Annotated in this window: 29 protein-coding genes; 20 read left to right on the top strand and 9 right to left on the bottom strand. The window is 40.2% G+C overall.

The annotated features are described in order from the left end of the window. Positions 1-56: 56 nt before the first annotated feature. From nadA to A3217_RS03540, 6 genes are read right to left on the bottom strand one after another with little or no spacing between them, the layout of a single operon-like run. Positions 57-1097 carry a quinolinate synthase NadA gene (nadA, locus tag A3217_RS03515; RefSeq protein ID WP_066388001.1) on the bottom strand — a complete coding sequence of 347 codons (1041 nt, stop codon included), beginning with the start codon at positions 1095-1097 and terminating at the stop codon, positions 57-59. A gap of 57 nt (positions 1098-1154) precedes the next feature. Next, complete coding sequence (locus A3217_RS03520) at positions 1155-1934, bottom strand: phosphatidylserine decarboxylase (protein WP_066388004.1); 780 nt, start codon at positions 1932-1934, stop codon at positions 1155-1157. Continuing rightward, entirely contained in the window at positions 1921-2628 is a 708-nt protein-coding gene (locus A3217_RS03525; RefSeq protein ID WP_335339533.1) for a queuosine precursor transporter, read from the bottom strand. The genes A3217_RS03520 and A3217_RS03525 overlap by 14 nt, the downstream gene beginning before the upstream one ends. Beyond that, positions 2629-3543, bottom strand: coding sequence for an LPP20 family lipoprotein (locus tag A3217_RS03530; protein WP_066388013.1), 915 nt, complete (start codon positions 3541-3543; stop codon positions 2629-2631). It abuts the gene before it with no gap. Positions 3544-3584: 41 nt separating this feature from the next. Then, positions 3585-4202 carry a penicillin-binding protein activator LpoB gene (lpoB, locus tag A3217_RS03535; protein WP_066388015.1) on the bottom strand — a complete coding sequence of 206 codons (618 nt, stop codon included), beginning with the start codon at positions 4200-4202 and terminating at the stop codon, positions 3585-3587. Between the two features lie 29 nt (positions 4203-4231). Then, complete coding sequence (locus tag A3217_RS03540; RefSeq protein ID WP_066388018.1) at positions 4232-5626, bottom strand: COG3014 family protein; 1395 nt, start codon at positions 5624-5626, stop codon at positions 4232-4234. 166 nt (positions 5627-5792) lie between these two features. Here A3217_RS03540 and A3217_RS03545 point away from each other — a divergent pair, with 166 nt between their 5' ends. Together A3217_RS03545 and A3217_RS03550 are read left to right on the top strand one after the other, a co-directional pair. Further along, positions 5793-6848, top strand: a complete 1056-nt coding sequence (locus tag A3217_RS03545; protein WP_066388020.1) for a bifunctional 3,4-dihydroxy-2-butanone 4-phosphate synthase/GTP cyclohydrolase II — start codon at positions 5793-5795, stop codon at positions 6846-6848. After that, positions 6848-7615: an outer membrane beta-barrel protein gene (locus tag A3217_RS03550; RefSeq protein WP_066388021.1), complete on the top strand. Its 768-nt coding sequence runs from the start codon at positions 6848-6850 to the stop codon at positions 7613-7615. The genes A3217_RS03545 and A3217_RS03550 overlap by 1 nt, the downstream gene beginning before the upstream one ends. 29 nt (positions 7616-7644) lie before the next feature. Here A3217_RS03550 and A3217_RS03555 read toward each other — a convergent pair whose 3' ends face one another. Beyond that, positions 7645-8319, bottom strand: a complete 675-nt coding sequence (locus tag A3217_RS03555; protein WP_066388022.1) for a YggS family pyridoxal phosphate-dependent enzyme — start codon at positions 8317-8319, stop codon at positions 7645-7647. Between the two features lie 139 nt (positions 8320-8458). Here A3217_RS03555 and A3217_RS03560 point away from each other — a divergent pair, with 139 nt between their 5' ends. Then, positions 8459-9241 (top strand): hypothetical protein, encoded by a 783-nt coding sequence (locus A3217_RS03560; protein ID WP_156471839.1) that lies wholly within the window; start codon positions 8459-8461, stop codon positions 9239-9241. Between the two features lie 202 nt (positions 9242-9443). Continuing rightward, on the top strand, positions 9444-10085 hold the full coding sequence (locus tag A3217_RS03565; RefSeq protein ID WP_066388036.1) for an RBBP9/YdeN family alpha/beta hydrolase: 642 nt from the start codon (positions 9444-9446) through the stop codon (positions 10083-10085). Positions 10086-10088: 3 nt separating this feature from the next. On the opposite strand, the gene purU is transcribed toward A3217_RS03565, so the two are convergent. Then, a complete protein-coding gene (purU, locus tag A3217_RS03570; protein ID WP_066388038.1) occupies positions 10089-11021 on the bottom strand; it encodes a formyltetrahydrofolate deformylase in 933 nt (310 codons plus the stop codon). Continuing rightward, positions 11022-11756: a hypothetical protein gene (locus A3217_RS03575; RefSeq protein WP_066388040.1), complete on the bottom strand. Its 735-nt coding sequence runs from the start codon at positions 11754-11756 to the stop codon at positions 11022-11024. It lies immediately after the preceding gene. 80 nt (positions 11757-11836) lie between these two features. On the opposite strand from A3217_RS03575, the gene A3217_RS03580 reads away from it, so the two are divergent. The 16 genes from A3217_RS03580 (at position 11837) to mnmE (ending at position 26728) form a co-directional block, all read left to right on the top strand. Further along, positions 11837-12208, top strand: a complete 372-nt coding sequence (locus tag A3217_RS03580) for a RidA family protein (RefSeq protein WP_066388043.1) — start codon at positions 11837-11839, stop codon at positions 12206-12208. 106 nt (positions 12209-12314) lie between these two features. After that, entirely contained in the window at positions 12315-12848 is a 534-nt protein-coding gene (locus tag A3217_RS03585; RefSeq protein WP_066388049.1) for an HdeD family acid-resistance protein, read from the top strand. 3 nt (positions 12849-12851) lie between these two features. Then, positions 12852-13181 (top strand): YraN family protein, encoded by a 330-nt coding sequence (locus A3217_RS03590; protein ID WP_066388051.1) that lies wholly within the window; start codon positions 12852-12854, stop codon positions 13179-13181. A 167-nt stretch (positions 13182-13348) separates the two neighbouring features. Continuing rightward, entirely contained in the window at positions 13349-14152 is an 804-nt protein-coding gene (locus A3217_RS03595) for a hypothetical protein (protein WP_066388054.1), read from the top strand. 92 nt (positions 14153-14244) lie between these two features. Next, positions 14245-16539, top strand: a complete 2295-nt coding sequence (locus A3217_RS03600) for a heavy metal translocating P-type ATPase (protein WP_066388056.1) — start codon at positions 14245-14247, stop codon at positions 16537-16539. Between the two features lie 91 nt (positions 16540-16630). Then, positions 16631-17857 carry a lipid IV(A) 3-deoxy-D-manno-octulosonic acid transferase gene (gene waaA, locus A3217_RS03605; protein WP_066388058.1) on the top strand — a complete coding sequence of 409 codons (1227 nt, stop codon included), beginning with the start codon at positions 16631-16633 and terminating at the stop codon, positions 17855-17857. 103 nt (positions 17858-17960) lie between these two features. Continuing rightward, on the top strand, positions 17961-18413 hold the full coding sequence (gene exbB, locus A3217_RS03610; RefSeq protein WP_066388060.1) for a TonB-system energizer ExbB: 453 nt from the start codon (positions 17961-17963) through the stop codon (positions 18411-18413). A 9-nt stretch (positions 18414-18422) separates the two neighbouring features. Then, positions 18423-18812: a biopolymer transporter ExbD gene (locus A3217_RS03615; RefSeq protein WP_066388061.1), complete on the top strand. Its 390-nt coding sequence runs from the start codon at positions 18423-18425 to the stop codon at positions 18810-18812. Positions 18813-18820: 8 nt separating this feature from the next. Next, the gene (locus A3217_RS03620; RefSeq protein ID WP_066388063.1) at positions 18821-20764 is read left to right on the top strand and encodes a hypothetical protein; all 1944 of its coding nucleotides are present in this window, start codon (positions 18821-18823) and stop codon (positions 20762-20764) included. A gap of 97 nt (positions 20765-20861) precedes the next feature. Beyond that, a complete protein-coding gene (locus A3217_RS03625) occupies positions 20862-21527 on the top strand; it encodes an OmpA family protein (RefSeq protein WP_082807957.1) in 666 nt (221 codons plus the stop codon). A 62-nt stretch (positions 21528-21589) separates the two neighbouring features. Continuing rightward, a complete protein-coding gene (gene rpmH, locus A3217_RS08765; protein ID WP_082807863.1) occupies positions 21590-21724 on the top strand; it encodes a 50S ribosomal protein L34 in 135 nt (44 codons plus the stop codon). A gap of 29 nt (positions 21725-21753) precedes the next feature. Continuing rightward, positions 21754-22137, top strand: coding sequence for a ribonuclease P protein component (gene rnpA / locus A3217_RS03630; RefSeq protein WP_231860275.1), 384 nt, complete (start codon positions 21754-21756; stop codon positions 22135-22137). Beyond that, on the top strand, positions 22138-22572 hold the full coding sequence (gene yidD / locus A3217_RS03635) for a membrane protein insertion efficiency factor YidD (protein ID WP_066388065.1): 435 nt from the start codon (positions 22138-22140) through the stop codon (positions 22570-22572). Positions 22573-22587: 15 nt separating this feature from the next. After that, entirely contained in the window at positions 22588-24312 is a 1725-nt protein-coding gene (yidC, locus tag A3217_RS03640) for a membrane protein insertase YidC (RefSeq protein ID WP_066388066.1), read from the top strand. Between the two features lie 9 nt (positions 24313-24321). Further along, a complete protein-coding gene (locus tag A3217_RS03645) occupies positions 24322-25311 on the top strand; it encodes a Jag N-terminal domain-containing protein (protein ID WP_066388073.1) in 990 nt (329 codons plus the stop codon). Next, positions 25268-26728 (top strand): tRNA uridine-5-carboxymethylaminomethyl(34) synthesis GTPase MnmE, encoded by a 1461-nt coding sequence (mnmE, locus tag A3217_RS03650; RefSeq protein ID WP_066388082.1) that lies wholly within the window; start codon positions 25268-25270, stop codon positions 26726-26728. Before A3217_RS03645 ends, mnmE begins: the two co-directional genes overlap by 44 nt.

Here is a 26728-nt window from a genome sequence, read left to right on the forward strand (position 1 = left end):
GAATATGCACGCGAAGCAAAGCGAAGCCGAATTTACTTCCGCAAAGGCGATACAATCTAAGGAATAGAAAGCTCTAGCATTCTATCTAATGCGATTTTCGCCCATTTTTGCGTATCAGAATCTAGCTTCACCTCATTAATTGGCATACCATCTTCATATGCGCGCAGGCAGTCAAGCAAATCTTGCAGACTCGTTTCATTCATCGTGGGGCATTCAGGCTTTGAGCTAGAAAGCACAAAAGTCGTATTGACACCATTGAGTTTAGGGCGCAAGCGATTAACGAGGTTAAACTCCGTGCCAACAGCCACGCGCTGTTCCAATGGCAGGCTTTGCACATATTTGATAATCTGGCTTGTCGAGCCCACAAAATCCGCGAGTTTCACCACACTAGGATCGCATTCTGGATGCACGACAATCTTAATATCCTCAAACTTTTGGCGGTAAAATTCAATATCACTCACGCTAAAAAGCTGATGCACCGAGCAAAAACCATCATAGCAAATCACATCGCTTTTTCTCACTTCTTCTGCACTCGCACTTCCAAGCACGCACGAGCTTTTATTATCCATCATTGCGAGATTTTGTCCCAAACACCTATCTGGGAGAAAAAAGATTTGCTTGCCCTGTTTTTTTGCAAAATCAAAGATATTTTTTGCATTTGCACTTGTGCAGACAAGCCCGCCCATTTTGGCGACTTTTGCTTTCACATCGGCATTTGAGTTGATGTAAGTGATGGGAAAAATATTCCCTATACCATAGCTTTTTAGAAGCTCGATGCTTTTGTTAAAGTAGTCGCAATCTATCATTCTAGCCATTGAGCAGCACGACATTTTTGGCATTATAACTCTTTTTTGAGGTGCGAGGATCTTCACGCTTTGCCCCATAAAAGCCACGCCACAAAAGACAATTAGAGGTTTTTCGCTCATCGATGCCACGCGTGAAAGTTCCAAGCTATCACCGCAAAAGTGCGCGAGATTTACGACTTCGTCTTTTTGGTAGAAATGCGCTACAAGCAGAGCTTCAAGGTTTTTGAGGAGGTTTTTAATCTCTTTTGTTAGATTTTTAGAATCTGGGGCGGTTTGTATGGGTTTTGTCATTGTAGATTCCTTAAGGTTGTGGTTTTTGGGCGCATCAAAAGTCAAAAATTACAGAATCTAGCTAAATGCGCCTATGTTTTGAGCGAATTTTATATGAGTATGTTCAACGCAAGGTATAAAATCCTCAATAAAAAGCACAATCGTGCTTCCCATTTCAAACATTCCCAACTCCTCGCCCTTACGTACCTTTATAGGCGTGATGTAGGTATAGCTTTCATTTGCTCTTTTTGCGTTTGTCTTGATTTTTGGCTCGCAGTGAAAAACAATCGAGCCCACATTGAGAGCACCCACTGCGACAAAATACAACCTTTTGCCATTGCTCATTTTTGCGCGCACCACCACACGTTCATTTTTGACAAAAAGGCTCTGCACGCGATTGAGTGCAGGCATATTCACAGGATACAGTGCCCCGCCAAAATAGCGCAATTCCTCGATTTCCATATCACAAGGTGCGTGGTAGCGGTGATAATCGCGCGGAGAGAGGTAAAAATTTATATAATACAATTCTTTATCTAACTTTTCACCTAAAAGCTCATCGATAGAATAACTCATTCCTTTAATCTGCAAAGCCATTCCTTGCGTGCTTAGCGCAGATTCTGTGATGAGAGAATCTGCTGGGGCGATGAGGGTGTTTGGGCTAGATTCTATCGCGCGGGGATTTTTAAGACGACGGGTAAAAAGTGCGTTGAGATTTTCAAACTCGCGATCTTCAAATTGACTCAAATCAATTTTAAAAATTTTCACATACACGCGATTGATGAAGCCCTGGATTGGACGGGGGAATTGCGCGCGCGCAAATGCGCCAAAGAGGCGCGAGAGAATATTACTTATAGGCATTTTGTTCCTTTTGATGGGATTGTGGGGTAAGGAGATTTTTCCCTCTGATGGCAAGTGCGTAGAAAAATGGCGTGTTGCAAAGTGCGAGAATCACTTTCATAGAATAATCCGCTAGTATCATAAACACAATATCTACTTCAGGCTTTATGAAAAAAAAGGCAATATGAAAAAAAATCATCGTATCAATAAGCTGGGAAAGCATAGTCGCGCCGTTGTTGCGCAGATACCAAATGCGTGGAAACTTTTGTTTTAAATAGAAAAATACATACACATCAAGCACTTGAGAGACGCAAAATGCACAAACGCTTGCAAGCGCGATTCTAAACTCACTTGCAAAAATGCTAGGCACAAATGCTAGCACGAGTCCTAGCCGCAAAGTGCGCAATACTTGAGGCTTGGAGTATTTTTCACTCAAAACATTCATAAGTAAAAAGCTAAGCGGATAAGTGAGCGCACCAAAAGTTAGATGTGTGCCAAAGATAGGATATTGCACGCTGAAGTTTGCCAAAACCACAATACAGGCAAACCCAATCCCACAAAGCCAAAAGATGCGTTCGCTCATTGGTCGGGGGGTTTGTGCGGGAATCTGCGTGTTTGTAGGAATATGGACGTTTGTGAAAGTTTGTGTCTTTGCGGGAATCTGTGTGTTTTTGTTTGCAGATTCTGATGTTTGGTTAGGAAGCTTGCGTGCCATTTATTGTCCTTGCATAGAAGATTCCAGTTTTTTGTATAAAATCACGCCAGTGCGTTGGGAGAGTTTATCCATATTTGGTGAAGGGATATTTGCAGAGATTTGCAAAACAAGCGTCGTATCGCCTTTGCAGTTTGTGATTTTAAGCGTGGCTTCAAGCGCGGTGGGGCTTAAAAGCTCAAAGCTAAAAAGCGCCTTTTGGCTTGAGCTAGAATCAAGACGATAAAATTTTACTAGCTCTTTTTGCAATGCGTTTTGCATTTCTTTTGCGCCATAGGCATTCGGATTTTCAAGCACAAGTGCGAGCTTCGGTTTTGGCGCGTTTGCCTGCCACAAGGAAACATAATGCGCCAAAGACAAATTATCCTCGCTTCCAAGCGCATATAGGTAATTTTGCGTTTGCTGTGCCTCTTCAAGCTTCGCATTAAGCGCGCCAAATTCAGGGAGATTCAAATCCTCGCAAATAAGATTAAGCGCGCTAAGCTCTTTTGCAAGGGTTTTTTGCTCCTCTTTAAGCTGTTTGATAAAAGTCGCTTTTGAAATCTGCGCGCGCGCATAGTAGGTTTTGCCCGCAAGTTCGGTTTTGTAGGCGACATTGCTTAACGTGGTTTTGGCAATGTGCTTTTCAATTTGCAAGGACATATTGCTAGATTCTATGCCATTGTTGAAAGTTTGATTAAGACTTGTTTGGGAATCTAGCTCTACTTGCAAGGTGGAAAGCATATCATTAAGCGCACTATCTTTTGCACTTTGTAGGTTTGCCCCACTTCCCACACCATAGAGATTTTCTTTATCGCTTTGTGCGCTAAAATACCAACTAGGTGGTGCATCTTTGCACGCGCAAAGCGCACAAAGACAAAGCACATAAATTGCACTTGCAAACCCAAGTCGTGCGTGAAAAAAGAATCTATTTTTCAAAACATATCCTTAAAAACTTCAGAATCTGCAAGAGGTAGAATCTACCAACTTACCGAGGAATTGCTGCCGAGCTTGATGATATTTACTTCATCGTCCCACACAACCTCACCTGTGGCTAAATCAAGCAAGGTGAGAAGGAAAAAATAATCCGTGCGCTGTTTGCCACCAACCTTGACATTTTTTTGCCAAATTTTCCCAGAAAGTGAAAGTTGCGCACCTTTGAGTTGCCCTTTTTCAATGGTGCTGTATTGATCGTATTCATCATTGTTGCGTGTGGCACTGCGCACTTTATCGACCATTTTATCTTGTTGCGCGCCTGTGCCTGCAAGTGCTAAAGAAAGCTTAAACTTCCCGCTATTACGCATATCTCGAGTTACTTTTCGGCTTAATTGTTCGACATCAATTGTCTGCATTGTGTCATTGACAATATCAGAAATTACGAGCACTTTTGGCTGCTTGATACTGCGCACATATGTGCTTTCAAGCAAGCTTGAGACGGATTTTTCCACCACAGATTCAATATCATGATAATCAAGCCCCATGCTTGCATAAGATTTAGAATCCGCTGTGTCTATATATTCAGGTTGGTCTCCACAACCGCTAAAAAACCCCACGGATAAGCCTAAAACCATAGCTCCAAAAAGTAGCGATTTTTTCATTTTTTCTCCTTTTGTTTTTAGATTAAATCTCAAGGTGTGTTTTCACGCAGAATCTGCACACTCAAGCTCGTTGCGCGCAATCTCACATACAAAATATTATCATTTTTCTGACACAAAGCCAAATTTTCTCCCCCGCATTCCTCGCCTATTTCAAAACGCAAAAGCGTGGTGAAGCCATTTTTTAGCTCATAAACTCCCTTTGCATTTTTTACTTGTAAAGCATAGATTCTGTAAGGTAAAACACTTGAAATGCGTACATCTGCGCTTGTCGTGGCAGCAGAATACACAAGTCCTGCTAATGAACCAAGATAGCCAAAGTAATCGCGTAAAGTCGCTTGTGTTACAGCTTTTAACACAGCTGAACTCACTGCTCTTGTGGTGATGAAAGGCAATTGCTCGTTAAACTCATTGCTAATAACCCCTTCAAAATCCGCTACAAGAGAGGCTTTCATAAGATTTTTTGAATCTTTGCTTATATTAAGATCATTGTAAAAACTTCGACCGGGTGTTAATTTTGGCAATGCTAGCCCCACGTGCAAGACATCTGAGCTCACTAAATATGCCGGAAAGTTAAGCTCTAATTCCTCTTTCGTAGGGCTTTGTCCTTCTTCAATGATCACCCAAGTGTGTGGCTTGAAGACGCGCCTTTGACGCTCTTGTAATAGCGCGATATCTTGATTTATCACTTCTGCCTTACTTATACCATAGGCTTGCTTATACAAGTCGAGTGCTTTTGCATTATCAGATTCTAAAAGAAAGAAAAGTGCGGAAACATAACTTACAGCGGGATTTATAAAGTTTTTATACGCGCTAAAAGTTTTTATGCTTTGATAATTGTTCTCCAAATATGATTGTGCGCTACTTGCGGTGTGTGCGCTATCAACCTGCTTTAAATGAGAATCTTGACTATTTTCCTCGCGCTGGGAATCTAGCGCTTTTTGAATATCTTTTTGAAAATAATCTTTTGCACGACGTTGTCTGTCGTTTGCGCGGTTAAATTCCACGCGTGCTAAGGCATTTTCGCCATTTCGCATACTAATAAGCGCCTTGTAGTAATTTAGTAAAACACCCTCATACATATTCCCGCGATAGGTTTTGATATTTTCATTCAAAATCACCGCGCCTACATTATCAAACACGCCAGAAAGCAAGCCCTGTGCTTCATATTGACTAAAAACCTGCTCGCTTTTATCAAGCAACTCATAGCTTTCTTTTTTCTCGAGTTGTGCGCCAACAATGCCTGCCTGCATACCCCATAGCACTATATCATCGCCATCTGCATTTTCTTTTGCAAGCTTATAGGCTTTTTGCAAATCTCCGTTGTAGTAGCTATTTGTGAAATTATCCATCGCATCTTTATGTGAGCAAGCACTGAATAAAAGCACAAGAGCGCAGGCAAAAAACGTGAGTTTTTGAAAAGGCAAGTTTTATCCTTAATTTGAAGTTTGTGAATAATTTTTTAAATTTTAAAAATCCGTGCAATTTTCGCATTTTGTTTTTTAAATTCTATTGAAATTCGCGCACAAAAGATTCAAAAAACACAATCCTTAAGTATAATGCACGAAAGTTTTTTGTTTTTAAGGGTTTTGTATGTATGCACAGCGCGTGAAAGAAGCATTGCAAGCGATTAAAGCGGGCGAGATGATTATTGTGATGGACGATGAGGACAGGGAGAATGAGGGCGATTTGGTGATGGCTGGGATTTTCAGCACACCAGAGAAAATCAATTTTATGGCAAAAGAGGCGCGAGGGCTAATTTGCGTATCACTCACGCAAGAGATTGCCTCAAAGCTTGAGCTTTCCCCGATGGTGGAGCACAATAGCTCAAATCACGAAACTGCTTTTACTATCTCAATTGACGCTGCAGAGGCAAAAACAGGCATTTCTGCGTATGAAAGGGATTTGACAATCAATCTTTTATGCTCCGAGCATAGCACGTCAAGGGATTTTGTGCGTCCGGGGCATATTTTTCCGCTTATTGCAAAAGAAGGTGGTGTGCTTGTGCGCACTGGACACACAGAAGCAAGTGTGGATATTTGCAGGCTTGCGGGATTAAAGCCTGTGAGTGTGATTTGTGAGATTATGAAAAATGATGGCACAATGGCGCGCAGTGGGGATTTAAATGAATTTGCAAAAGAGCATAATTTGAAGATTCTCTATGTTTCAGATTTAATCGCTTACCGCTTGCAGTTTGAAAAGCTCATTACTTTAGAAAAAAGAGAGCAGGCACAATTCCTTGATAAAGTATGCGAAAAATTGCATTTTGTGGATTCTTTTGCGCGTAAGCATATTGTTTATGCCTTTGGCAATGGGCTAGAAAATCCGCTTATAAAATTTCATATCATAAAGCAAGATTATGAGTTTTATGAAAGTTCAAAACAAACGCGTGATGGTTTTTTGCAAGGAATAGAAATGTTGCAAAAAGAGGGTGGGTGTCTTATATGCCTTGATAATATGCAGCAAGAGGATATTAAAACGCTTGGCATTGGCGCGCAGATTCTACGTGAGATGGGGATTGAACAATTTAGATTGCTAAACTCATCGCAAAGCTCACAAGGCGCGCGCAGTGACTTTAGTACGCTAAGTGGATTTAATCTTAACCTCACGCAAAAAGTCCTTCCAACTCATCTCAAAGACACACATTAATGCGAAAAAGTGTTGCGAGTTTTTTGCTAAGTGGCGCATTTGTAGGTGCATTTGCGGATTCTACAAAAGAGAATCTGTATAAAAATACAAGCAAAGAGGAACTTTTGCAAGAGATTGAAGAGCTGAAATCTCAAGTGCAAGAGCTTAAGAAATACAAGCAGATAACTTCTCAAATTGATAACAAAGGGTTACAAGATTCACAAAAAGAAGAGGCTAAGTCAATCGAGCTTAGCAAGAGCGGAATTTTCCTAGGTGCAGGTCTCGGCGGTATAGGCGTTAGAAGTAGCGTAGGTGGGGAAAAGGTATATTATGGCATTGTGCCTATCATATTCCGCGCGGGCTATCAGAAGTATTTTGGCAATTTTTTTGGATTGCGCCTTTATGGTGAGAGTGCAAATGGTGGCGAAGCAAAAGAACAAGATGAAAATAATGAGAAGCAAGGAATGCTTGGTTTGCATTCAGTCAATTTGGATTTGTTGTTTGACATGAAAATCCCTAAAACAGCAATGTATTTTGGCTTGCACGGAGGCATTTCAAGACATTGGCTGTATCATAAAAATACCATTGAAGTGCGTAATATTGGAGATTCTCACAAATATGAAATAAATAAGAAATATTACGATGCAAATTTTTCTATCAATGCCGGTGCTTCGCTTAATGTGCGGAATTTTCACCGCTTTGAAGCGTCATATCGAATCTTCCCTGCAAAATTTAAAGGCTTTAGCGTGAGCAACTCACTTTCAATTTTATATCATTATGTTTTTTAATTTTTGTCGCTTAAAATCTTAGCAAGGGCTTATTGAAACAGCCTTGAGCCGATACGCACCATATTTGCCCCGCATAAAATAGCCAGCTCAAAATCCCCACTCATACCCATAGAAAGTGTGCGCGCACCGAGATTCTGTAAGCTATCAAATACTTCTTTTGCAAACACAAAACTTTTTTCAATTTTCTTGCGTTCATTGCTGTGTGCGCCAATTGTCATAATGCCTTCCATTGCGATATTTGGGCATTGTTCTGTGATTTTATGATAAAGCTCTTTTGCTTCATTTGGTGCGATACCGCTTTTGCTAGATTCAAAAGAAGTGTTGAGTTGCAATAATGCACGCATTTTTTTGCCCTTAGATTCTAGACGTTTTTGCAATGCAAGCGCAAGTTTGAGAGAATCTAGCGAATGCAAAAGAGTAGGGGAGAGCTCAATAAGCGCATTTATCTTGTTCTCTTGTAAAGTGCCTATCATATGCCATTGCAGAGGCAAGGACTGCAAGCTTTCAGATTTTGCTTTCAAATCTTGGACTTTATTTTCACCAAAGGCGCGTTGTCCGCATTCATAAAGCATATTTATTTCCTGTGCGCTTGCATATTTGCTTACAGCTATAAGCGTGACAATGTGATGCGCGCTAAAAGCAAGGCGTGCGCGCTCGATTTTGCGTATAACAAGATCAAGGTTTTTTAAATATTTCTCCTGCATAAGTTTTCCTTAAGTTTCTTTGATTGTTTGCTTCTGCGACATTGCGCCTGATTGTTGCGCAGAAATGTGATTGTATAGCATTGTGGCTAATGTATCACTTTAAGCTATAATGGTGCGAAAAATTAGTTTAGAGGAAAATATGTTAAGAATTGTCCTTATGTGTTTGGTTTTGGTGCAAATGCTCTTTGCAGCGCGTCCGATGAACACTGATGATTCGCGTGTGGTGGCGCGAAAATCCTGCCAGATAGAATCTTGGAGTAAATTTAGCGAGTTTGGCAGAGGTGCGGAGTTTTGGGCATTACCTGCGTGTAATTTATTTTTTGATACAGAAATTACCATTGGTGCGAATATGCTATGGCAGGATTCTTTAGATTTTATGGAATCTAGTCGCAAAGATGGTATGCAGTTTTCCTTAAAAAAAGTTTTTATGGATTTAGACACGGAGGGCTTTAGCTACGGTGTGGCATTGGGGAATTTACGCACTAAAAATTTTTTGAGAGATTCTAACGCGCTCTATGGCTATGGGCTTATAAGTAAGGCGTGGCTTGATAACCGCTTGTTTTTGCATACAAATATAGGCGCGAAGTTTTTGCACTTAGATTCTGCGTCTTTTGTGGATACAAGTGCTTTTACAAACTTACAGCAAAAAAGCGCGCAACTCTATAATCTAGGCGTTGGTATGGAATATGATGCAAATGAGCATTTGTGGTTTATGGGCGAGGTTTTTTATGAGGATTATATGGGGAGGGCGCGAGGGCTTTCAAGGACGCCGATGCTCTATCAGCTGGGTGTGCGTATTTGGCTTGCGCGTGATAGATTGCAGATAGATTGCACTTATGGTAATGACTTTTACACGCCTTTTAATCGCAACAATGCGTTTGTATCCGTTGGTGTGAGAATCTTAAGCGAAGAGTTGTTTTAAAGATATTGCAAAAGATGAAGATTTAAAAGAGAAGCGTTTTGGTAAAAGCGCGTGATTTTTAATCTCTTTTGAAATTTTTTTTGTTATTGTGGGTTTTATTAAAGTTATCAAAATGAGATAAAATACGCGTGCATTAGCAAAGTGTGGGCAAAGTGAAATTCACTTCCACACAAACAATACCAATTAAAGGACAAATAAGATAATGGCACGGATTTTTATCACGCACGGTTATGACGCGCACCCACAAAAGCATTGGTTTGTGTGGCTGAAGTCTCAACTAGAGGGCGCAAACACGCAAAGCAAGCTTTTGCAAGAATCTTTAAAAGAGTCTGTAAGCGTGGAGATTCTAAAACTACCAAATCCAAGCGCGCCGAACTTAGACTTATGGCTTGCGTGTTTGCAAGAGGTTATCGGCGTAGCGAATGAGCGCACTTTCCTTGTCGGGCATAGTTTGGGCTGTATTACGACATTGCGCTATATTAACGAATTTCTTTTAAATACTCAAAGTCAAAACATCGGTGGTGTGGTGCTTGTGAGTGGATTTTATGAAAATTTAGAAACTCTGCCAGAATTAAATACTTTTATAAATCCTCCAAATCGCGCCTCACTTCAGTGGGAATCCTTGCAAAAAGCCATAAAGTCGCGTGTGGTGCTGTGTGCTAAAGATGATGTTGTCGTGCCAAGCGTATTGAGTGCAAATCTCGCAAAAAAGCTTAATGCAGAACTCATAATACTAGAAAAAGGCGGGCATTTTATGGAATCTGATGGTTTTAAAGAACTGCCAATAATACTTGAAATTTTACTCTCTCAGTTAAGCACCTCACACGAAAATAAAGCAAAATAGAGCTTAAAAAATAATCGTCCTGTTTTGAAAAACAAAGATTCTGTCTTCTAGTGCGAGTTTAAGGGCGCGCGCAAGCACACTTTTTTCCACATCACCGCCAGCGCGTTGCATTTCGCGCCATGTGTAGCTGTGGTCTATCGCAATTGTATCTTGCGTGATGATTGGACCTTCATCAAGGTTTTCAGTTACAAAATGCGCGCTTGCACCAATGATTTTCACACCGCGCTCATACGCCTGCTTGTAGGGATTTGCACCGATAAATGCAGGCAAAAAAGAATGGTGAATATTAAGAATACGATTTGGAAAATGCTTGATAAATTCTGGCGTTAAGATTCTCATATATTTTGCCAACACAAGAAAATCAATCTCGCCAAGCCCTTGCAATGCCTCTAAAATGTGGATTTCATTCTCGCGTTTATCTTTCAAACTCAAGCCACTTGGCTCAATATGCAGAAAACGCACATCAAATTTACGCGCCAAAGGCTCTAGCACAGAGTGATTGCTAATAATCGCCTTAATCTTGGCATTAAGCTCGCCACTATCATAGCGAAGTAAAATATCACCTAAGCAATGATTTTCCTTCGTGCAAAAAAGCACAAGCGATTTTTTGCGCTGTGCGGGGATAATCTTAACCTCCACACCAGAATCTTGCGCGCCAAAATCTTTTATAACAGAATCCGTGATGGAATCTTGCGCACAGGGTGCATTTGCACAAAGTATATTTTCTAAGGAAGTGCGCAGTTTCTCCTCCGCTTTAGAATCTGCGCTAGATTCCCTTGCTTGGATATGTGTGCGAAGAAAAAATTGCTTATTTTGTAAATCCACAAATTCATCTTGACGCGCGATATTAAAGCCTAGCTCAAAAAAGCACCGTGCAATCTCAAACACCAGCCCCTGCCTATCTGGCGCGCTAATAAGTATGTGAAAATCCTGCATTTACAGCTCGATAGATTGACTTTCTTGCTCATAAGGAATCTTAGATTTATCCCATTCGTGTGAGTTTTGCCTATTAGTAGAAGTTGGCTTAGGGCGCGTGGTGGTGGTTGGTAAAAGTGTCGCATCTTTTGCTCGCAATGCAGAATCTGCGCTCTTTTTAGAATCTTTAGAATTTGTTGAGATTTTTGCATTATTTTGCGCGGGTTGTAGGGCGGGATTAGTATCTCTTTGTGCTTGCTCAGATTCTATTTGCGCGGATTGCGTAGGCTTAGAGATTTGGGGAGTTTTTACTTGTGCGGGGTTTTTTGGTGAATGCAAGGAATCTTCATTGTTTGGAAAATCCTTATTTTTTTCATAAGTTGTCATTGAGCTTTGCCCGATATTTGTGGTGGTGGTGTCATAATCGCTATAAGTTTTTAGCCTAAAAACAGCCTGTATATCTTCAGAATCCCACTCTTTTGGGATTGGCAATTTCTTAAAACTCCCATTTGGCAGTGCTTCTAAAATACCTAAAAACTTCTTGTTTTTGTAATCAATCATCAATGTTTGGTTTGGCTTTAAGCGCAACTCAAATTCTTTAACTTTTTGCGTGTCGATGATAAAATTATCCGCCAAAAGCGCACTTTGTGTTAAAAACACACCGCAAAATCCGCACAATAGCCACACACACAAACGCGCCTTTTTGCTCTCTTCCATTGCCACCTCGCTTGCAATTTTTCTTAAAAATCTCGGCATTATAGGCTAATTTTGCCACAAAAGCAAAAGGCTTTTGCTACAATACAAGGCTAAAATTTATCATTACTTAGGAGCAGGAAATGAATATTATTCAAACCCCAAATGCCCCGCAAGCCATAGGTCCATACTCTCAAGCTGTGGTGCATAATGGACTTATTTTTACCTCCGGGCAAATCGCGCTAGATTCCCAAAACACAATGAATAATGGCGATATTCGCGCGCAAAGCACACAGGTGTTAGAAAATCTCAAAGCGATTTTGGAATCTAGCGGTAGCAGTCTGCAAAAAGTGCTAAAAACGACTATTTTTTTGACAGATATAAGCAATTTTGATGTGTTTAATGAAGTGTATGCGAGCTTTTTTGGCACACATAAGCCTGCTAGAAGTACCATCGCAGTAAAGGCTTTGCCTAAAAATGCGCTAGTAGAAATCGAGTGCATTGCGATGCTTTGAGATAAGGGTTTTAAGCACAATCAACAAAAAAAAGTGCAAAAAGCAAGCTTTGACGAGTTGCACGCAACAAAGTGATATATTTAAATAATCTTAAGGAGTAGACCAATTGAAAGTTCTTGCAAGTATAGGTTGGGTGATTTTTTCACTCCTGCTTATTGTGGCGGGCGTGAGTGGCTGTGTAATGCCACAAAGTATGTTTGAAAGTCTTGTGGTGGCGTTGCCATTTTTGCTTATTTTTGGCGGGATTTTTACTATTGTGTATTACATTTCATTTAGGGAGTTTGAAGGTTCGGGCGTGTTTTTGCTCGATGGGATTTTTAATCTTTTATTTGCTTTCCTCTTTTTGTGTGGTGGGGCAGGATTTACAGCTTTAAGTGTGGTGTATTTCGTGGCGTTTTTATGTATGTTTCGTGGGGTGCTTGGCATTAGCTATGTGTTTTGGTTCAAAAAAGCGGGCTTTGGAAGTTGGCTTTGGGTGCTTGTTTTTGCGATTTTGAACATTATTCTTGCGGTGATTTTCATCATTTACCCAGATGTTGGTGGGCTCACCATAGGTTTTATGTTGGGGTTTTTGGTGCTAAGTTTTGGAATCTTAAATCTTTTGAGCTGGTGGGGCGTGAAGAAACTTTTAGGAAATTAGCCCTTGAGTCGCGCAAAAGGTGAAAAGGCAGAATCAAGGGCGTGTGAGTTTTTGCGCTCGCGCGGTTTTGAAGTGCTAGAGCGTAATTTTTACACACGTTATGGGGAGATTGACATTATCGCGTGCAAAAATGATGTGCTACATTTCATCGAAGTAAAAAGTGGCAGTGGCTTTGAACCTATTTTTAATATCACACCTCAAAAGATTGTCAAGCTTACAAAAACGCTCAAAATCTACCTTGCAAAAAGTAAAATATCCTTACCTTACTGCCTTGATGCGCTCATTATCCGCGATGGAGAATCTATTGAGCTTATAGAAAATATCACGCTATAAAAGTTTGCAAATTCGACTCACGCTAGATTTTAAACACGTATTTAATTTTGAAAATTTGTAACACAGGGATATTTTGGATTCGCAAATTTAATGTGCGTTTTTTATTGTATTTTTGCTTCGCGCTAGAATCTAGGTGCTTAAAATTTTAAAAACAGAGAGCTTCTTAAATGAAAACAAAAATTATTTTATTTGCATTTTTTTGTGCAGTTTTTCTCATTAGTGGTTGTGTCAAATTCAATGTCCGCGCGGTAGAGTCGCCCTCACTCAAGCAATCTTTTTTTAATGGTGTAGAAGTTTTGGAATCTAGAAAAAGCACCTCTTATGTGCGCTTTGAAGTCGCGCAAAAAACCATCGGAGGCGCAAGTGATGAACCTTTGGTGATTTTTATCACTGCAAGTGTGCTAGATTCTAAAAACACAAGCCAAAGTGATAAAAACCCAAAATCTCATCAACCAAAAAATGCCGAGTATGAACGCGAGGGTGATACATTCAAAGGAATAGAATCTCAAAGCGTGATTTTTGACCTAAGTAGCATTACCGCAAGTCAAAATGGTAAGTCGGTGGAGATTCTAAGCTACGAAGATGCGAAAAATTCAAATCTCAATTTTTCCCAAGCCATAGAATCTTTTGGTATTTTCACACCGCAAAATCCCTACGCTTTTGGCATTGCACCGAGTATGCCACCATATCCTATGCTTATTTATCGTGGGTATCCGGGATTTTTCATCTACGACCCGTGGTTTTTTAGCGCGCGAGATAGGATTGAGCAAAGTATGCGCCTTGAGGAAAGTCGGCGCGTGAAGTCAATTATCCTTTCAAGCTATTTGTCTAAAAGCACACTTGAAAAGGGGCAAAATCCACGCGGTGGGTTTATTGCTATCAATCAGCATAAGCTTAAAAAAGGCGCGCTTACCCTGCAAGTGAGAATCCTTAAAGACATTCACACTTTAGAAATTGAACTAAGCAAATAGTGCGTGATTGTCACATACAAGGCTTATTTGTCATCTATATAAAAAGAAATATTAAACTCCCACACTAACAAACATAGGGAGTTTTTAAAAATATGAAACAAGCAAGTTTTTATATCGATGGTATGAGTTGTTCGGCGTGTAGCTCTGGGATTGAGCGCGCACTTTCACGCAAGCCATATTGTCAAAAAATACAAGTCAATCTCCTCACGCAACAAGCGCAGATTCTCTACGATGAAAAGCAAATTAGTTTGGAAGAAATTTTTACTTTTATCACAAAGCTAGGCTATACCCCAAGTCTGCAAAATCCCGCTCACAACACGCAAGATGATGTGCAAAATGTGGGGCAAAATGGCGCGATAGATTTTTCATCGCAAAATGTATTTTTACGCGCGATTGCACGCTTTAATGCGCTAGATTCTAAGCTTTTGCCACCAAAATTGCGCCTTATCTTAAGCATTATTTTTACGCTTTTTGTGTTGGTGCTTTCCTTTAATGCAATGTTTGCTGGGCATATTTTTTCGCCAAAAATTGATTGCGCTTTAATGCTTATTGCAAGCTTATGTGTGATGCACTTTGGGCGTGCGTTTTATTTTAAAGGTTTCAAAGCGCTGTTCAAAGGCATTCCGACAATGGATTCTCTTGTTGCACTTGGCACAAGTGCGGCATTTCTTTATAGCCTCAAAGGTAGTTGGGAGATTTTTGCTCATAATGCGCATATACATTTATATTTTGAAAGTGTGTGCGTGATTTTGTGTTTTATAATGATTGGAAAGTTTATAGAATCTAACGCTAAAAATTCTGCAAAGCAAAGCGCTTCAGCTCTTTTGGAGTTGTATCAAAAAAAAGTGCAAGTGCGAAAAAGTAGCACGCAATGGGAGGAAATGTCGCTTGAATACGTAAAAGTTGGCGATGAGATACGCATTTTGCCCGGTGATGTGGTGATGCTTGATGGTGTGGTGGTTGATGGGCAGAGTAGCATTGATACTTCAAGCATTAATGGCGAGAGTTTGCCTGTGGTGGTGAAGAGTGGGGATTTGATAGAATCTGGAAGTATTAATATTGAGGGTAGCTTTGTCTTGCGCGCACAAAAAGTTGGCAGAGATACCTTGCTAAGCCAAATTATTAGCCTTATCCAGCAAGCAAACGAAGTCAAAGCCCCACTTGGAATCTTAGCCGATAAAGTTGCTGGAATCTTTGTGCCTATTGTCATTTGTATTGCTTTTGTGGCGGGGATTTTTTGGTATTTTATGCAGGATTTTGAGCTTGCACTTGATGTGTTTGTCTCTGTCCTCGTCATCTCTTGTCCTTGCGCACTTGGACTTGCCACGCCGATGGCATTTTTGCACGCAAGGGCTGTGGCAAATAAAATGGGCGTGTTTTTTAAGACTTCAGCTTCTTTGCAGGCGTTGTCCCAGATTACACATTTAATTTTTGACAAAACCGGCACGCTCACAAGCGGGTTAAGTGTGGAGAAAATCGTGCTAAATCCCGCACAATCTAAGCTTTCAGAACAAGAATTTCTCTCTTTAATTTTCACACTAGAGCAGCACAGCGCGCATATTATCGCAAAAACAATCACTGCGTATATTCAATCCACCCTCCCGCAAAGCGCGCTTGCAGAGATTCCAAAAGTAATGGATTTTCAAAGTATCACAGGCTTTGGCATTAAAGGCGTGATTAATGGGAAAGATTATATGTTGGGAAGTTTAGAATCCTTAGGCACACTCGCAGAATCGCCCTTTGTGAAAGACACCTTAAAAGAAGGCGCACACAACTCTAAGCTAATAATTTATCTTGCAGATTCTCAAAAAGTCTTAGGTGCGCTGTATTTGGAGGATTTGTTGCGTCAAGATTGCGCATTTATGTTGCAGGAATTTAGCAAAAAAGGCATTAAGCAAACTATGCTTACAGGCGATAGGGAGGCGAGTGCGCAATATATCGCGCAAAAAAGTGGCATTAGCGAAGTGATTTTTCAAGCAAAGCCACAGGATAAGCTTAAGGTTGTGAATGACTACAAAAAAAATGCGTTTGTAGCGTTTGTGGGTGATGGCGTGAATGACGCTGCCGCGCTGAAAAGCGCAAATGTGAGCCTTGCGTATGCGAGCGGAAATGATATTGCCCAAAATTGTGCGGATATTTTGCTATACAATCAAAATGCAAAGGCGATTTTAAATGCCTATAATCTCGCGCGCGCTACAATTACCAACATTAAGCAAAATCTTTTTTGGGCGTTTGGCTACAATGCGCTTTTTATCCCCATCGCATGTGGTGTGTTGTCCCCTTTTGGGATTTTTCTGAATCCTATGTTTTGCGCGTTTGCGATGAGTTTGAGCTCTATTAGCGTGGTGACAAATGCCGCGAGATTGCGTAGATTTAAGGCGGTGTAAGTGCGCGAACTCAAGGGCGCATTTTAATTTATTTTTTGTTAGAATCTGCGCATATTTTTAAACCAACGACTTTAATTTTAAAAGGATTCTTATGCGCTTTCCGCTTGGTTATTATCTTGCGTGCCTTTTTGTGTATATTCTTTGTTTGCCGCTCTTAGCGCTTTTCACCCTGCGCGCAAAGCATAAAGCATCATTGCCACATCGCTTTTTTGGTCTAAATCTTGGGCTTAGATTTAAGCCACATTTTTGGTTTCACGCCTGCTCTTTTGGTGAAATCAAATCTTTAGAACCCATCATCAACGCACTTTTAGCAAGCTCGCCTAACTCAAAGTTTCTTATTTCCACTATCACACACACCGGATTTAACGAGGCTATAAGGCTTTTTGGTTCTTTGCATTCAAAGCGCGTGGAGGTGAAATTTTTGCCTTTTGAGATTTTTTTGCCCCTTTGGAACAAATATCTTAGCGAGCTTAAAAGCCTTGTGGTGACGGAAGCCGAGCTTTGGCGTATGCTTTTTTTTATCGTTAAAAAAAATGGCGCAAAAACCTTTCTCTTAAATGCGCGCATTTCTGATAAATCTTTTGCGAGCTACACGCGCTTTAAGCACTTTTATGGGCAGATTTTTAGACTCATTGATGTGATTTTGGCTCAAAGTCAAAAAGACAAAAAACGCCTAGAATCTCTTGGTGCGCGTAATGTCAGCGTTTTTGGGAATCTAAAAATGCTAAATCCCCCAAAGGTAAGTGTCGCGTATAAAAAGCCAAATAAACTTGTAGTGCTTGGCGCAAGCACGCACAGGGGTGAAGAAGAGCTTATTTTACGCGCTTTTTTACAATTCCAAAAACTTAAGCCAGATTCTTTGCTTTTGCTTGCTCCGCGTCATCCCGAGCGTTTTGTTGAAGTGTGCCAAATCCTGCAAAAAAATAACCTTACCTTTGAGCGCTTAAGCGACCTCTTGCGTCACGCAAATGCGCATGGTGAGGAGCAAAGCGCGATTGCTTTTAGTAAAAATATTATCGTGCTTGATAAATTAGGCGAGCTTATAAACGCGTATGCGATTAGTGATATTGTGATTTTAGGCGGTGCATTTGCAAAAGTTGGTGGGCATAATCCGCTTGAGCCGGCGTTTTTCCAAACAAAGCTTATTTCAGGCAAGCATATTTTCAATCAGCAAGCACTATTTTCTTGCGTGCAAAATGCCGTTATTATAGAATCTAGCGAACTTGCCCACACGCTTTTAAACGCAGATTCTCTACTTCCTTCAAAAGTCGCTTTTCGCCCAAATGCGCTTAGGGAACTTATCGTGCTCATTAGCTAAAACTTATTTTTAGAAAAATAAAAAATATGTGTTTTAAGATTTTATGAATACAAAAAGTGTAGAATTGCGCGGTTAAGTTTAAAGGCAAGAAGGTATTTTAGCGATGAAAGAAGCTGTTGATTACGGTGTGTTAGGCTTTTTACTCTTTTTGAGCATTGTGGCTGTGGGCGTGGCGATTGAGCGATTTTGGTTTTTTAAAAAAGTGCGCGTGGAGGATTACAAAGATAAAAGGCTGCTTGAGCTAGATTTACACAAGCGCCTTACACTCATTGCGACCATTGGTTCAAATGCACCTTATATCGGGCTTCTTGGGACGGTTTTTGGCATTATGGTGACTTTTGTGGAAATTGGCAATAACACGCTTATTGACACGCAAAGCATTATGTTAGGGCTTTCTTTAGCGCTTAAAGCTACCGCTAGTGGGCTTATTGTGGCGATTCCCTCTATCGTGTGTTACAATCATCTTTTGCGAAAAACAGAGATTTTGCTCACACAATGGGATATTGCCCATATTCCGCCATCTGCGCCAAATACACGCGCAAAATACGACATTTGAAAGGGTTGTATGAAAAAAATAGATTCTCTAAATCTTATTCCATTTATTGATATTATGCTTGTGTTGCTTGTCATCGTGCTTGTGAGCGCGAGCTTTGTGCAGCATTCTAAGATTCAAGTGGAAATCCCGACATTAGAGGAGCAAAAGCAGGGTGCGACTTCAGGTGAGAGCAAAGAAAAAATTATCACCATCGACAAAGAGGGCAATTACTATTTTGAAGATTCTCAAATCAGCCTAGAATCTCTTAAAAATGAGCTTTCACGCCTTCCAAAAGACACGCAAATCATCATTCAAGGCGATAAAGCAAGCGAGCTAGAATTTTTCTTAGAGCTTTCCACGACTTTACAAGCCTTTGGGTTAAGTGATATTTATGTGATTATGCAAAAAGCCCACGAGTAGGACATTTTATGCAAATATCAATTCTTGTCATAAACGCGCTTTTTACTATCTTTATGTTCGCACTTTTCGTGTGGGATTACAAAAGCTTTGACACGCCAACACACAAAGATTTCAAGTCTATTATTATGAGTTCTGGCGTGCTGGGGACATTTGTGGGGATTTTTGTAGGGCTTTTTTCTTTTGATACTCTGCATTTAGAATCTTCCGTGCCGCTGCTCTTAGATGGCTTAAAAACCGCATTTTACACCTCGATTTTAGGAATGGGCGAGGCGATTGTGCTTTCAGTCTTGCAAAAAAGAAAGCATATAAAAAGTGATGAGGAAAGCAATCTTAGTTATATCGCGCAACAAGTGAGTTTTTTAGAAAATTTGCGTTTTTTGCCAACGTTAGAAAAGCTCCCCACTTCAGAATCTTTGCACGCGCTTTTTGAGCGCAACCACGCGATGATAGAATCGCGCTTCCAAGAAATCGCGCATTCATTGCAAAAAGCCACTTCCGAGCTTGCTAAAGGCGCGTCGAAAGAGCTTATTTCCGCACTTGAAAATGTTATAAAAGATTTTAATGCAAATTTGCAAAATCAGTTTGGTGAAAATTTCAAAGAGCTAAATAGCGCTGTAGGCAAGCTTCTTGTGTGGCAGGAGGAGTATAAAGAATTTATTTATGATACGCAAAGCCTTTTAAAAGACACGCAAAAAGCCTTGCAAAAAAGTCAGTTAGCTGTGCAAAATACGCAAAAATCCCTGCATATCATCACCGAGCAAAATGCGCAAGTGCAGGAATTTTATGCAAATAATCTCAAACTTTTAGAATCTTTTGAAATACAAAATCAAAAGCTTCACGCGCATTTAGAGCAAATAGCAGGGTTGAAAGAAAGCTCATTTGTATGTCTTAACACCTTGCAGGATTTTTTCATTAATGCAAAAAACGAGGGTGCGCAATTAAGCCAAAATATCACAAGGTTTAATCAAAGTTTAAGCGCGCAGATTCTGCAAATCAGGCAGACTTTAGAGGAAAACTTCAAGCTAAGTGCGCAAAATGTTGCCCAAAGCGCGGAGATTCACTTTGCTAAGATTGATAAGAATATGCAAGGACACACAGATGCGCTTTTAAATCTAGCAAAAGAAAGTATGCACAATTTTAAGAGCTTTAGCAAAGATATGCTTGCGACAAATATGCAGTACTTGCAACAAACTAACGCGGATTCTTTACAGAGCTTAAAAGAGGGCTTTAATGCGCTAAGTGCAGAATCTACAAAGAGCTTCAAGATTTTAGCAGACAATGCAAAGCAGAGTTTAGATTCTCTTTTTTCTCAAATCCAGACGCTCCTTCTCAAGCAAGATGAAGCTAGCAATAAGGCACATACTATTCATTTGCAAAATCTTGATGAAATGCGCGTGCTAAATGCGTATTTTAAAAATAATCACGAGCAAATAACCAAAATTCTTTCGCAAAGCTTTGATACACTCGCACAAAATCTCACAGCTCAAACAAGTAAGCTCTTAAGCTCGCAAAGTAGCGTGTTTGAAACTCTCGCCACAGATTCTAAAAACGCCTTGCAAAAAGAACAAGAAAAACTTAGCAAATACATCAAAGCCCTAGCGCTAGAATATCTCAAGGTCTTGCAAAAGCTTACCAAAGAATCCTTAAGCGCGCCAAAAAGCACAAGCGAGCAGATTCTCTTAGAATTTAAGGAATTTCAAGAACATATGCTTTCCCAAATGCTTAGCACACAAACCTACCTTACACAAAATGCTAAGCAAACCCAAGAACTATTTTTAAATATGCAAGATTCTTTAAAAAACAGCATTGAGGGGAGCGCCACACTTTCAAGCCAGCTTGAAAATTCTCTAAAAAATCTCGATGAGGCGATGAGTGTAAGTGTGGATAATTTTTGGAAAAATTATGAGTGGTTTTTGGAGCGCATAAAAGACCTTATCGGCGCAAGGCGCTAGAATCTTGTGATTTTTTCAAATAAAAGGCAGTAGGTTGAAAGAGCAAAAGCAGGGGAATTATTGGATAAGTATCGCGGATATGATGGCGGGCATTATGATGATTTTTTTGCTTATTATGATTTCATTTATGCTTATTTCAAACAAGGCAAAAGAGAATCTTGAAATACAAAATCGCCGATACAGCGAGATAAACGCCAAAATGAGCGCGATTGCGCAGGATTATTCAGATTTGCAAGCCGAACTTTATTTGGAGTTACAAAAAGAATTTTCTAAGGATTTAGTGCGCTGGGACGCACAAATTGATACTGACAATACCATTAGATTCCGCGAGCCAGAGGTGCTTTTTGATGCGGGAGCTAAGGAAGTTAAGCAGAGGTTTAAGGATATTTTAGATGATTTTTTTCCGCGCTATGTACGGATTCTCTCTTTGCCAAAATACAAAGACAATATCGAGGAAATCCGCATTGAAGGGCATACTTCAAGCAATTGGGCGAGTGCCACCACGTTAGAATCTCGCTATTTGGGAAACGCTGAACTTTCCCAAGCACGCGCTTTTGAAGTGCTAAAATATTGTTTTAATCAATCAAGCATTAACGCACAAAAAGAATGGCTTATTAAGGTTTTGCGTGCAAATGGGCTAAGCTTTGCGCGTCCGCTAGAAGATGACACAAAATCGCGGCGCGTGGAATTTCGCGTTTTGACAAAAGCAGATAAGAATCTCCAACAGATTTTAGAATTAAGCCAAGAATTTAGCCAACACTAACCTTTTTTTAAGTAATTTTATGGAAAAATCGCGGACTTTAATTTTGTAAAAAAGGCTATTTTATGAAACGAACATACCAACCACACAACACTCCACGCAAGCGCACACATGGTTTTCGCGCTAGAATGAAAACAAAAAATGGTCGCAGAGTGCTTAACGCACGTAGAGCAAAAGGCAGGAAGAGACTAAGCGTATAACTACTCGCCAACTCTCTTTAGTGAGGCTTTTGCAAGCTTTGAAAATAGATTCTCTTAAAAATACGCGAGAATTTAACCTTGTGTATAAGAATGCGCGGCGCTTTAGCACGCCGTATTTTTTACTCTATCTCTGCAATATTGACACGCTTACTCAAAAACTTAAAACCCCAAATAAAAAGTCCTTGTGGCAACTTAATGCTATCCTTTCGCGTGGCGCGCAGGCGTATTTGGGGCTAAGTGTGGCGCGCAAAGTCGGCAACGCTCCAAAGCGCAATCGCTACAAACGCCAAATGCGCGCGATATTCCGTGATGAGGCGTTTAGGGATTATATCGCAGTGTTTGTGCCAAAGGCAGAAATGGCGCAGTTAGAATTTAGCGAATTTCGTGCGCTGTGCTTAAAAGCACTCAATTAAATGCGCGCTTTTAGAATCTTTTTTAAAATCTATTTGGATGCATGCGCAAACCTTACGCTGCTTTGTAAGATTTTTTCACACGCGTTAAAAATCCTTGTTATTTTGTATCAAAAAACTTTTTCGCTGATTTTAGGCAGGAAGTGCAAATTCTATCCGAGCTGTTCAAATTATGCGCTATGGATGTTAGATTTTAATGCCCCATTTCAGGCGCTTCCACGCATTGTTTTTAGAATCTTTTCTTGCAATCCGCTTCATTGTGGTGGGATTGATTATCCAATTTTAAAGCTGCATATAAATGTAAAATTTCCGCAATATTTCCCGCAAAAAACGCCAAAATATTGGCTTCTCCCCTATCAAAATCCCCCATTTTTGGCTACAATTTTGCGCTTAAACCAAACACAAAAAAGTTTGTTTTACATTATTAAATCACTCTAAAGAGGTTTTATTTCGATGCACTATCCTAATCCTAACCAACATAACAACGACAATACCGGACTTGGGCGCATTTTGCTTATCATTGCTATAAGCATTGCATTTTTTGCGCTTTATAGTTATCTTTTCCCGCAAAAACCTCAAACGCAAGCTCCAGCAAACACAAGCACGCAAAAAGACCTAGTATTAAATGCGCTAAGCGATCCTCAAACGCCAAATGCAAGCGCGCTTGATGCAAATCAAAACATACTAGATTCTGCTCAAAACACACCGTTAAGAAGCTCGCTTATTGCAACTTTTGGGAATGAGAGCTTTGAGGTAGAAATTGACGCGCTAGGACGAATCGCGCAAGTGTATCTCAAGGATAAAAAATTCACCCACGATGAGCAAGAGAGCCTTTTTAGTATTCTTGGCAAATTCATCGGACTGAAAAGCTCGCAAAAAGCACATATTGATAAGCTTGCGCTTTTTGGTGATATTGAGCTAAAACCGCTGGAATTGCGTTTTAGCGATCAAGAGCTTGATAAAAAGACGCGCAACACACCTTATATTTTGCAATCAAATACAACGTTGGAAGATGGCTCGCAAGCGCTTGTTTTTACGCAAAATTTAGGCGAAGTGCAGGTTGCAAAAAAGCTCACTTTTCACCCAAATCTTACCTATGATATTGAGATAAATTTAAGCAATCCAAATCTTAGCTACTTTTTAAGCAATGGTATGCGCCCAAGCGGAGATAATGATACATACGCATTTAGAGGTGTGCTACTAAAAACAAGTGAAGGCACGATTGAAAAAATCGAAGATAAGGATAGCAAGAAACGATTAGACTTCGCGCAAAGCCTCTTTGTAGCAAGCGTGGATAGATATTACACAAGCTTGCTTTTTCCAAAAGAGGAAAGCTTTTATGTGCGTTTGAATGGCGATTACGCGGGCAATCCGCAGCCTTTTGTGTATGTCAAAGGTGGAAGTGTGCAGTTTGAGGGCTATATCGGACCAAAGGATCATAAGACTTTAAATGCTATTAATCCCGTGCTAACTGATGTGGTTGAATATGGCATTATCACTTTCTTTGCGCGCCCTGTATTTTGGCTACTAAGCTATTTGCATGATTTTTGCGGGAATTGGGGCTGGGCGATTGTTTTGCTTACTTTGGTAGTGAGAATCTTACTTTTCCCACTAACTTTCAAAGGTATGGTGTCAATGCAAAAGCTCAAAGATATTGCGCCTAAGATGAAAGAGATACAAACGCGCTACAAAGGCGACCCGCAAAAAATGCAGATACATATGATGGAGCTTTATAAAAAACACGGCGCAAATCCGCTCGGTGGCTGTCTGCCGCTGCTTTTGCAGATTCCGGTGTTTTTTGCGATTTATCGCGTGCTTTATAATGCTATTGAATTGAAAAATTCCGAGTGGATTTTGTGGATTGATGACCTTTCAGCCATTGATCCTTATTTTGTGTTGCCTGTGCTTATGGGGCTTAGTATGTATGTTTCCCAACGTCTCACTCCTTCAAATTTTAATGATCCAATGCAGGAAAAAATATTCAAAATGTTGCCGTGGTTTTTTATGGTGTTTTTTATTGTTTTCCCATTCCCGGCGGGGCTTGTGTTGTATTGGACAATAAATAATCTCTTCTCAATCCTTCAGCAACTTTTTATCAATTTCCTCCTAAAGCGCAAAAAAGAGCAAGAAATCATTGCACACGAAAGGCAAAAAGTTGCAAAACACGAGAAAAAATAAAGGATTTTTATGAAGAAAATTGCTGCAAGAACTATTCAAGAAGCCTTGCTTAAGGCATCAGAAGAATTTAGGTGTTCGGTTGTGGATTTAGAATATGAGGTCGCTCAAAATCCCAGTGCTGGCTTTCTAGGAATCGGGCGCAAGGACGCGATTATTATTGTAGATTCCAAAAAAGATATTGTAGATTTTAAACAAGATAATAAAAAACCTCAAAATTTACATACCAACATAGAATCTAAGCCATTTGAACGACAGGCAAAAAAAGAATTTTCACACAAAGACTTTGCAAAACAAGAGCCACAAGAATCTTTTGAAGCAAATGGAGTATCTTGCCAAGATTTCGATTCCAATCAAGATTCAAATGATGAATGGATTTGGGGTTCAAAAAGCCTTGAATTTACAAGCTTCAACAAAGAATCTAAAAGGACCTACAAATCCGTCCCTTATACCACAGAATATAGCACAACAGAATCTAATCCCAAAACACCAAAGCCTTACAGCTCAAAACCCCATACACAGAGTTTTAATCCACAAGCCAAAGAGCAGATTCTCAAGGAGATAGAATCTGATTTAAGGGAGCTTTTAGCCTGCTTGCCTTTTGATTTAGACTTTTTGGAAGTGAAGCTTTTAGAAAATAACCTTCTTTTTATCAAAATCGATGGTGCGGACTGCGCGCTTCTTATCGGGGAAAAGGGATATCGCTACAAGGCACTTTTGTATCTGCTGTTTAATTGGATTAATCCAAAATATGATTTTACTATTCGCCTTGAAGTCGCGGAATTTCTCGCAAATCAAGAGCAAATGATGAACTCCTACTTGCAAGGCGTGATTAAAATGGTTAATGAAAATGCAAAAGCTCAAACAAAGCCTCTTGATGGAATCCTCGCCTACATCGCGCTAAGCAAACTCCGAGAAACTTTTCCACAAAAATATGTCTCTTTTCGCTTGAATGAAAATGGCGAAAAATACATCATCATTAATGACTTTAGACGCTTCTAAATCCACCCCCACACCACTCCCAACAATTGTTGGGATTTCCACGCCTCTTGGTGTTGGAGCGATTTGTATCGTGCGCTTAAGCGGGGAAAAAGCCCTAGATTTTACCCTTACTCTTAGCAGGCGTAAATCCCTCACTCCACGTCGTGCCACATTAAGTGTGATATATGATAATAAGGGCACAATGCTTGATGAAGCGATTTTGTTGTATTTCAAAGCTCCGCATAGTTATAGCGGGGAGGATATTTGCGAGATTCACTGCCACGGCGGGGCGGTGATTGCGCGCGCAGTGGTGGATTCTTTACTCGCACTTGGTGCTAAGGGCGCAACTGCTGGGGAATTTAGCAAAAGGGCATTTTTAAATGGACGCCTTGATTTAGCGCAAGTGCAGGCTGTGGCAGGATTGATTAACTCTCAATCTGTTGGCGTAAATGCAATTTTGCTACGACAATTAAAAGGCGAGCTTAGTAATTTCGTGTATGAGTGCAGGGATAAGCTCATCGAACTTCTAGCTTATAGCGAGGCAAATATCGATTACAGCGAGGAAATGGATTCTGACACAAACAACATAATGCATCAAAAGCTAGAGAATCTCGCGTATAAATTACGCGTTTTGTATGAAGATTCTCTACATAGACAAGGTATGATTGAGGGTTTTAGAATCTGCATTGTTGGGAAGCCAAATGTCGGTAAAAGCTCGCTGCTTAACGCGCTTTTAGCGTATGAGCGCGCTATCACTTCGCCTATTGCTGGCACTACGCGCGATAGCATTGAAGAAGGCTTGCATATAGCGGGCAATATCGTGCGTTTGATTGACACAGCGGGCATTCGCGATTGTGATGATTTGGTTGAGCGTATTGGCATTGAGCGTGCGAAAAAATCTCTTAAGCAGGCAAATCTTATTCTTGCGCTTTTTGATAGTGCGCGTGCGCTAGATTCTGAAGATTTCGCGCTTTTTGATTTGTTAAGGGATAATCCAAATAACGCGCATATTTTGCTTGTATTAAACAAAGCCGATATGCCCTGCGCGCTAGATTCTAAGGATTTTTTATTTATTGAGGATTTTTTGCTCACTCCTTATGCGCTTTGTAAAAAGCCACTTTCTATTTCCACCACACGCGGCAAAATGCAGGAATTTAGCGAGCTTAATCCGCAGCAAATCTTTAAGGTTTTGGAGAATTTTTTTGCTACGCAAGAATATCATGGCGATTTTTTGCTCACTTCAAAATTTCAGCTTGAATGCGTGCAAAATGCACTTAATGCGCTAGAGCTCGCACGTCAAAAGTTAGAATCTAGCGAGCTAGAGCTTTTTTCTTTTCATATTAATGAATGTATTGCACATTTAAGTGCGATTACGCATCCATTTGAACATTCTGAATTACTTGACAAGCTTTTTAGCACCTTTTGCTTAGGAAAATAA

This window comes from Helicobacter himalayensis, assembly GCF_001602095.1.
Lineage (GTDB): Bacteria > Campylobacterota > Campylobacteria > Campylobacterales > Helicobacteraceae > Helicobacter_F > Helicobacter_F himalayensis.

Bases quoted from the DNA above. Each gene is read 5' to 3' on its own strand.
- nadA (WP_066388001.1), bottom strand. From the start codon at position 1,097: ATGACAAAACCCATACAAACCGCCCCAGATTCTAAAAATCTAACAAAA.
- A3217_RS03520 (WP_066388004.1), bottom strand. From the start codon at position 1,934: ATGCCTATAAGTAATATTCTCTCGCGCCTCTTTGGCGCATTTGCGCGC.
- A3217_RS03525 (WP_335339533.1), bottom strand. From the start codon at position 2,628: ATGGCACGCAAGCTTCCTAACCAAACATCAGAATCTGCAAACAAAAAC.
- lpoB (WP_066388015.1), bottom strand. From the start codon at position 4,202: ATGAAAAAATCGCTACTTTTTGGAGCTATGGTTTTAGGCTTATCCGTG.
- A3217_RS03545 (WP_066388020.1), top strand. From the start codon at position 5,793: ATGTATGCACAGCGCGTGAAAGAAGCATTGCAAGCGATTAAAGCGGGC.
- A3217_RS03550 (WP_066388021.1), top strand. From the start codon at position 6,848: ATGCGAAAAAGTGTTGCGAGTTTTTTGCTAAGTGGCGCATTTGTAGGT.
- A3217_RS03555 (WP_066388022.1), bottom strand. From the start codon at position 8,319: ATGCAGGAGAAATATTTAAAAAACCTTGATCTTGTTATACGCAAAATC.
- A3217_RS03560 (WP_156471839.1), top strand. From the start codon at position 8,459: ATGTTAAGAATTGTCCTTATGTGTTTGGTTTTGGTGCAAATGCTCTTT.
- A3217_RS03565 (WP_066388036.1), top strand. From the start codon at position 9,444: ATGGCACGGATTTTTATCACGCACGGTTATGACGCGCACCCACAAAAG.
- purU (WP_066388038.1), bottom strand. From the start codon at position 11,021: ATGCAGGATTTTCACATACTTATTAGCGCGCCAGATAGGCAGGGGCTG.
- A3217_RS03575 (WP_066388040.1), bottom strand. From the start codon at position 11,756: ATGCCGAGATTTTTAAGAAAAATTGCAAGCGAGGTGGCAATGGAAGAG.
- A3217_RS03580 (WP_066388043.1), top strand. From the start codon at position 11,837: ATGAATATTATTCAAACCCCAAATGCCCCGCAAGCCATAGGTCCATAC.
- A3217_RS03595 (WP_066388054.1), top strand. From the start codon at position 13,349: ATGAAAACAAAAATTATTTTATTTGCATTTTTTTGTGCAGTTTTTCTC.
- A3217_RS03600 (WP_066388056.1), top strand. From the start codon at position 14,245: ATGAAACAAGCAAGTTTTTATATCGATGGTATGAGTTGTTCGGCGTGT.
- waaA (WP_066388058.1), top strand. From the start codon at position 16,631: ATGCGCTTTCCGCTTGGTTATTATCTTGCGTGCCTTTTTGTGTATATT.
- exbB (WP_066388060.1), top strand. From the start codon at position 17,961: ATGAAAGAAGCTGTTGATTACGGTGTGTTAGGCTTTTTACTCTTTTTG.
- A3217_RS03615 (WP_066388061.1), top strand. From the start codon at position 18,423: ATGAAAAAAATAGATTCTCTAAATCTTATTCCATTTATTGATATTATG.
- A3217_RS03620 (WP_066388063.1), top strand. From the start codon at position 18,821: ATGCAAATATCAATTCTTGTCATAAACGCGCTTTTTACTATCTTTATG.
- A3217_RS03625 (WP_082807957.1), top strand. From the start codon at position 20,862: ATGATTTTTTTGCTTATTATGATTTCATTTATGCTTATTTCAAACAAG.
- rpmH (WP_082807863.1), top strand. From the start codon at position 21,590: ATGAAACGAACATACCAACCACACAACACTCCACGCAAGCGCACACAT.
- yidD (WP_066388065.1), top strand. From the start codon at position 22,138: ATGCGCGCTTTTAGAATCTTTTTTAAAATCTATTTGGATGCATGCGCA.
- yidC (WP_066388066.1), top strand. From the start codon at position 22,588: ATGCACTATCCTAATCCTAACCAACATAACAACGACAATACCGGACTT.
- A3217_RS03645 (WP_066388073.1), top strand. From the start codon at position 24,322: ATGAAGAAAATTGCTGCAAGAACTATTCAAGAAGCCTTGCTTAAGGCA.
- mnmE (WP_066388082.1), top strand. From the start codon at position 25,268: ATGGCGAAAAATACATCATCATTAATGACTTTAGACGCTTCTAAATCC.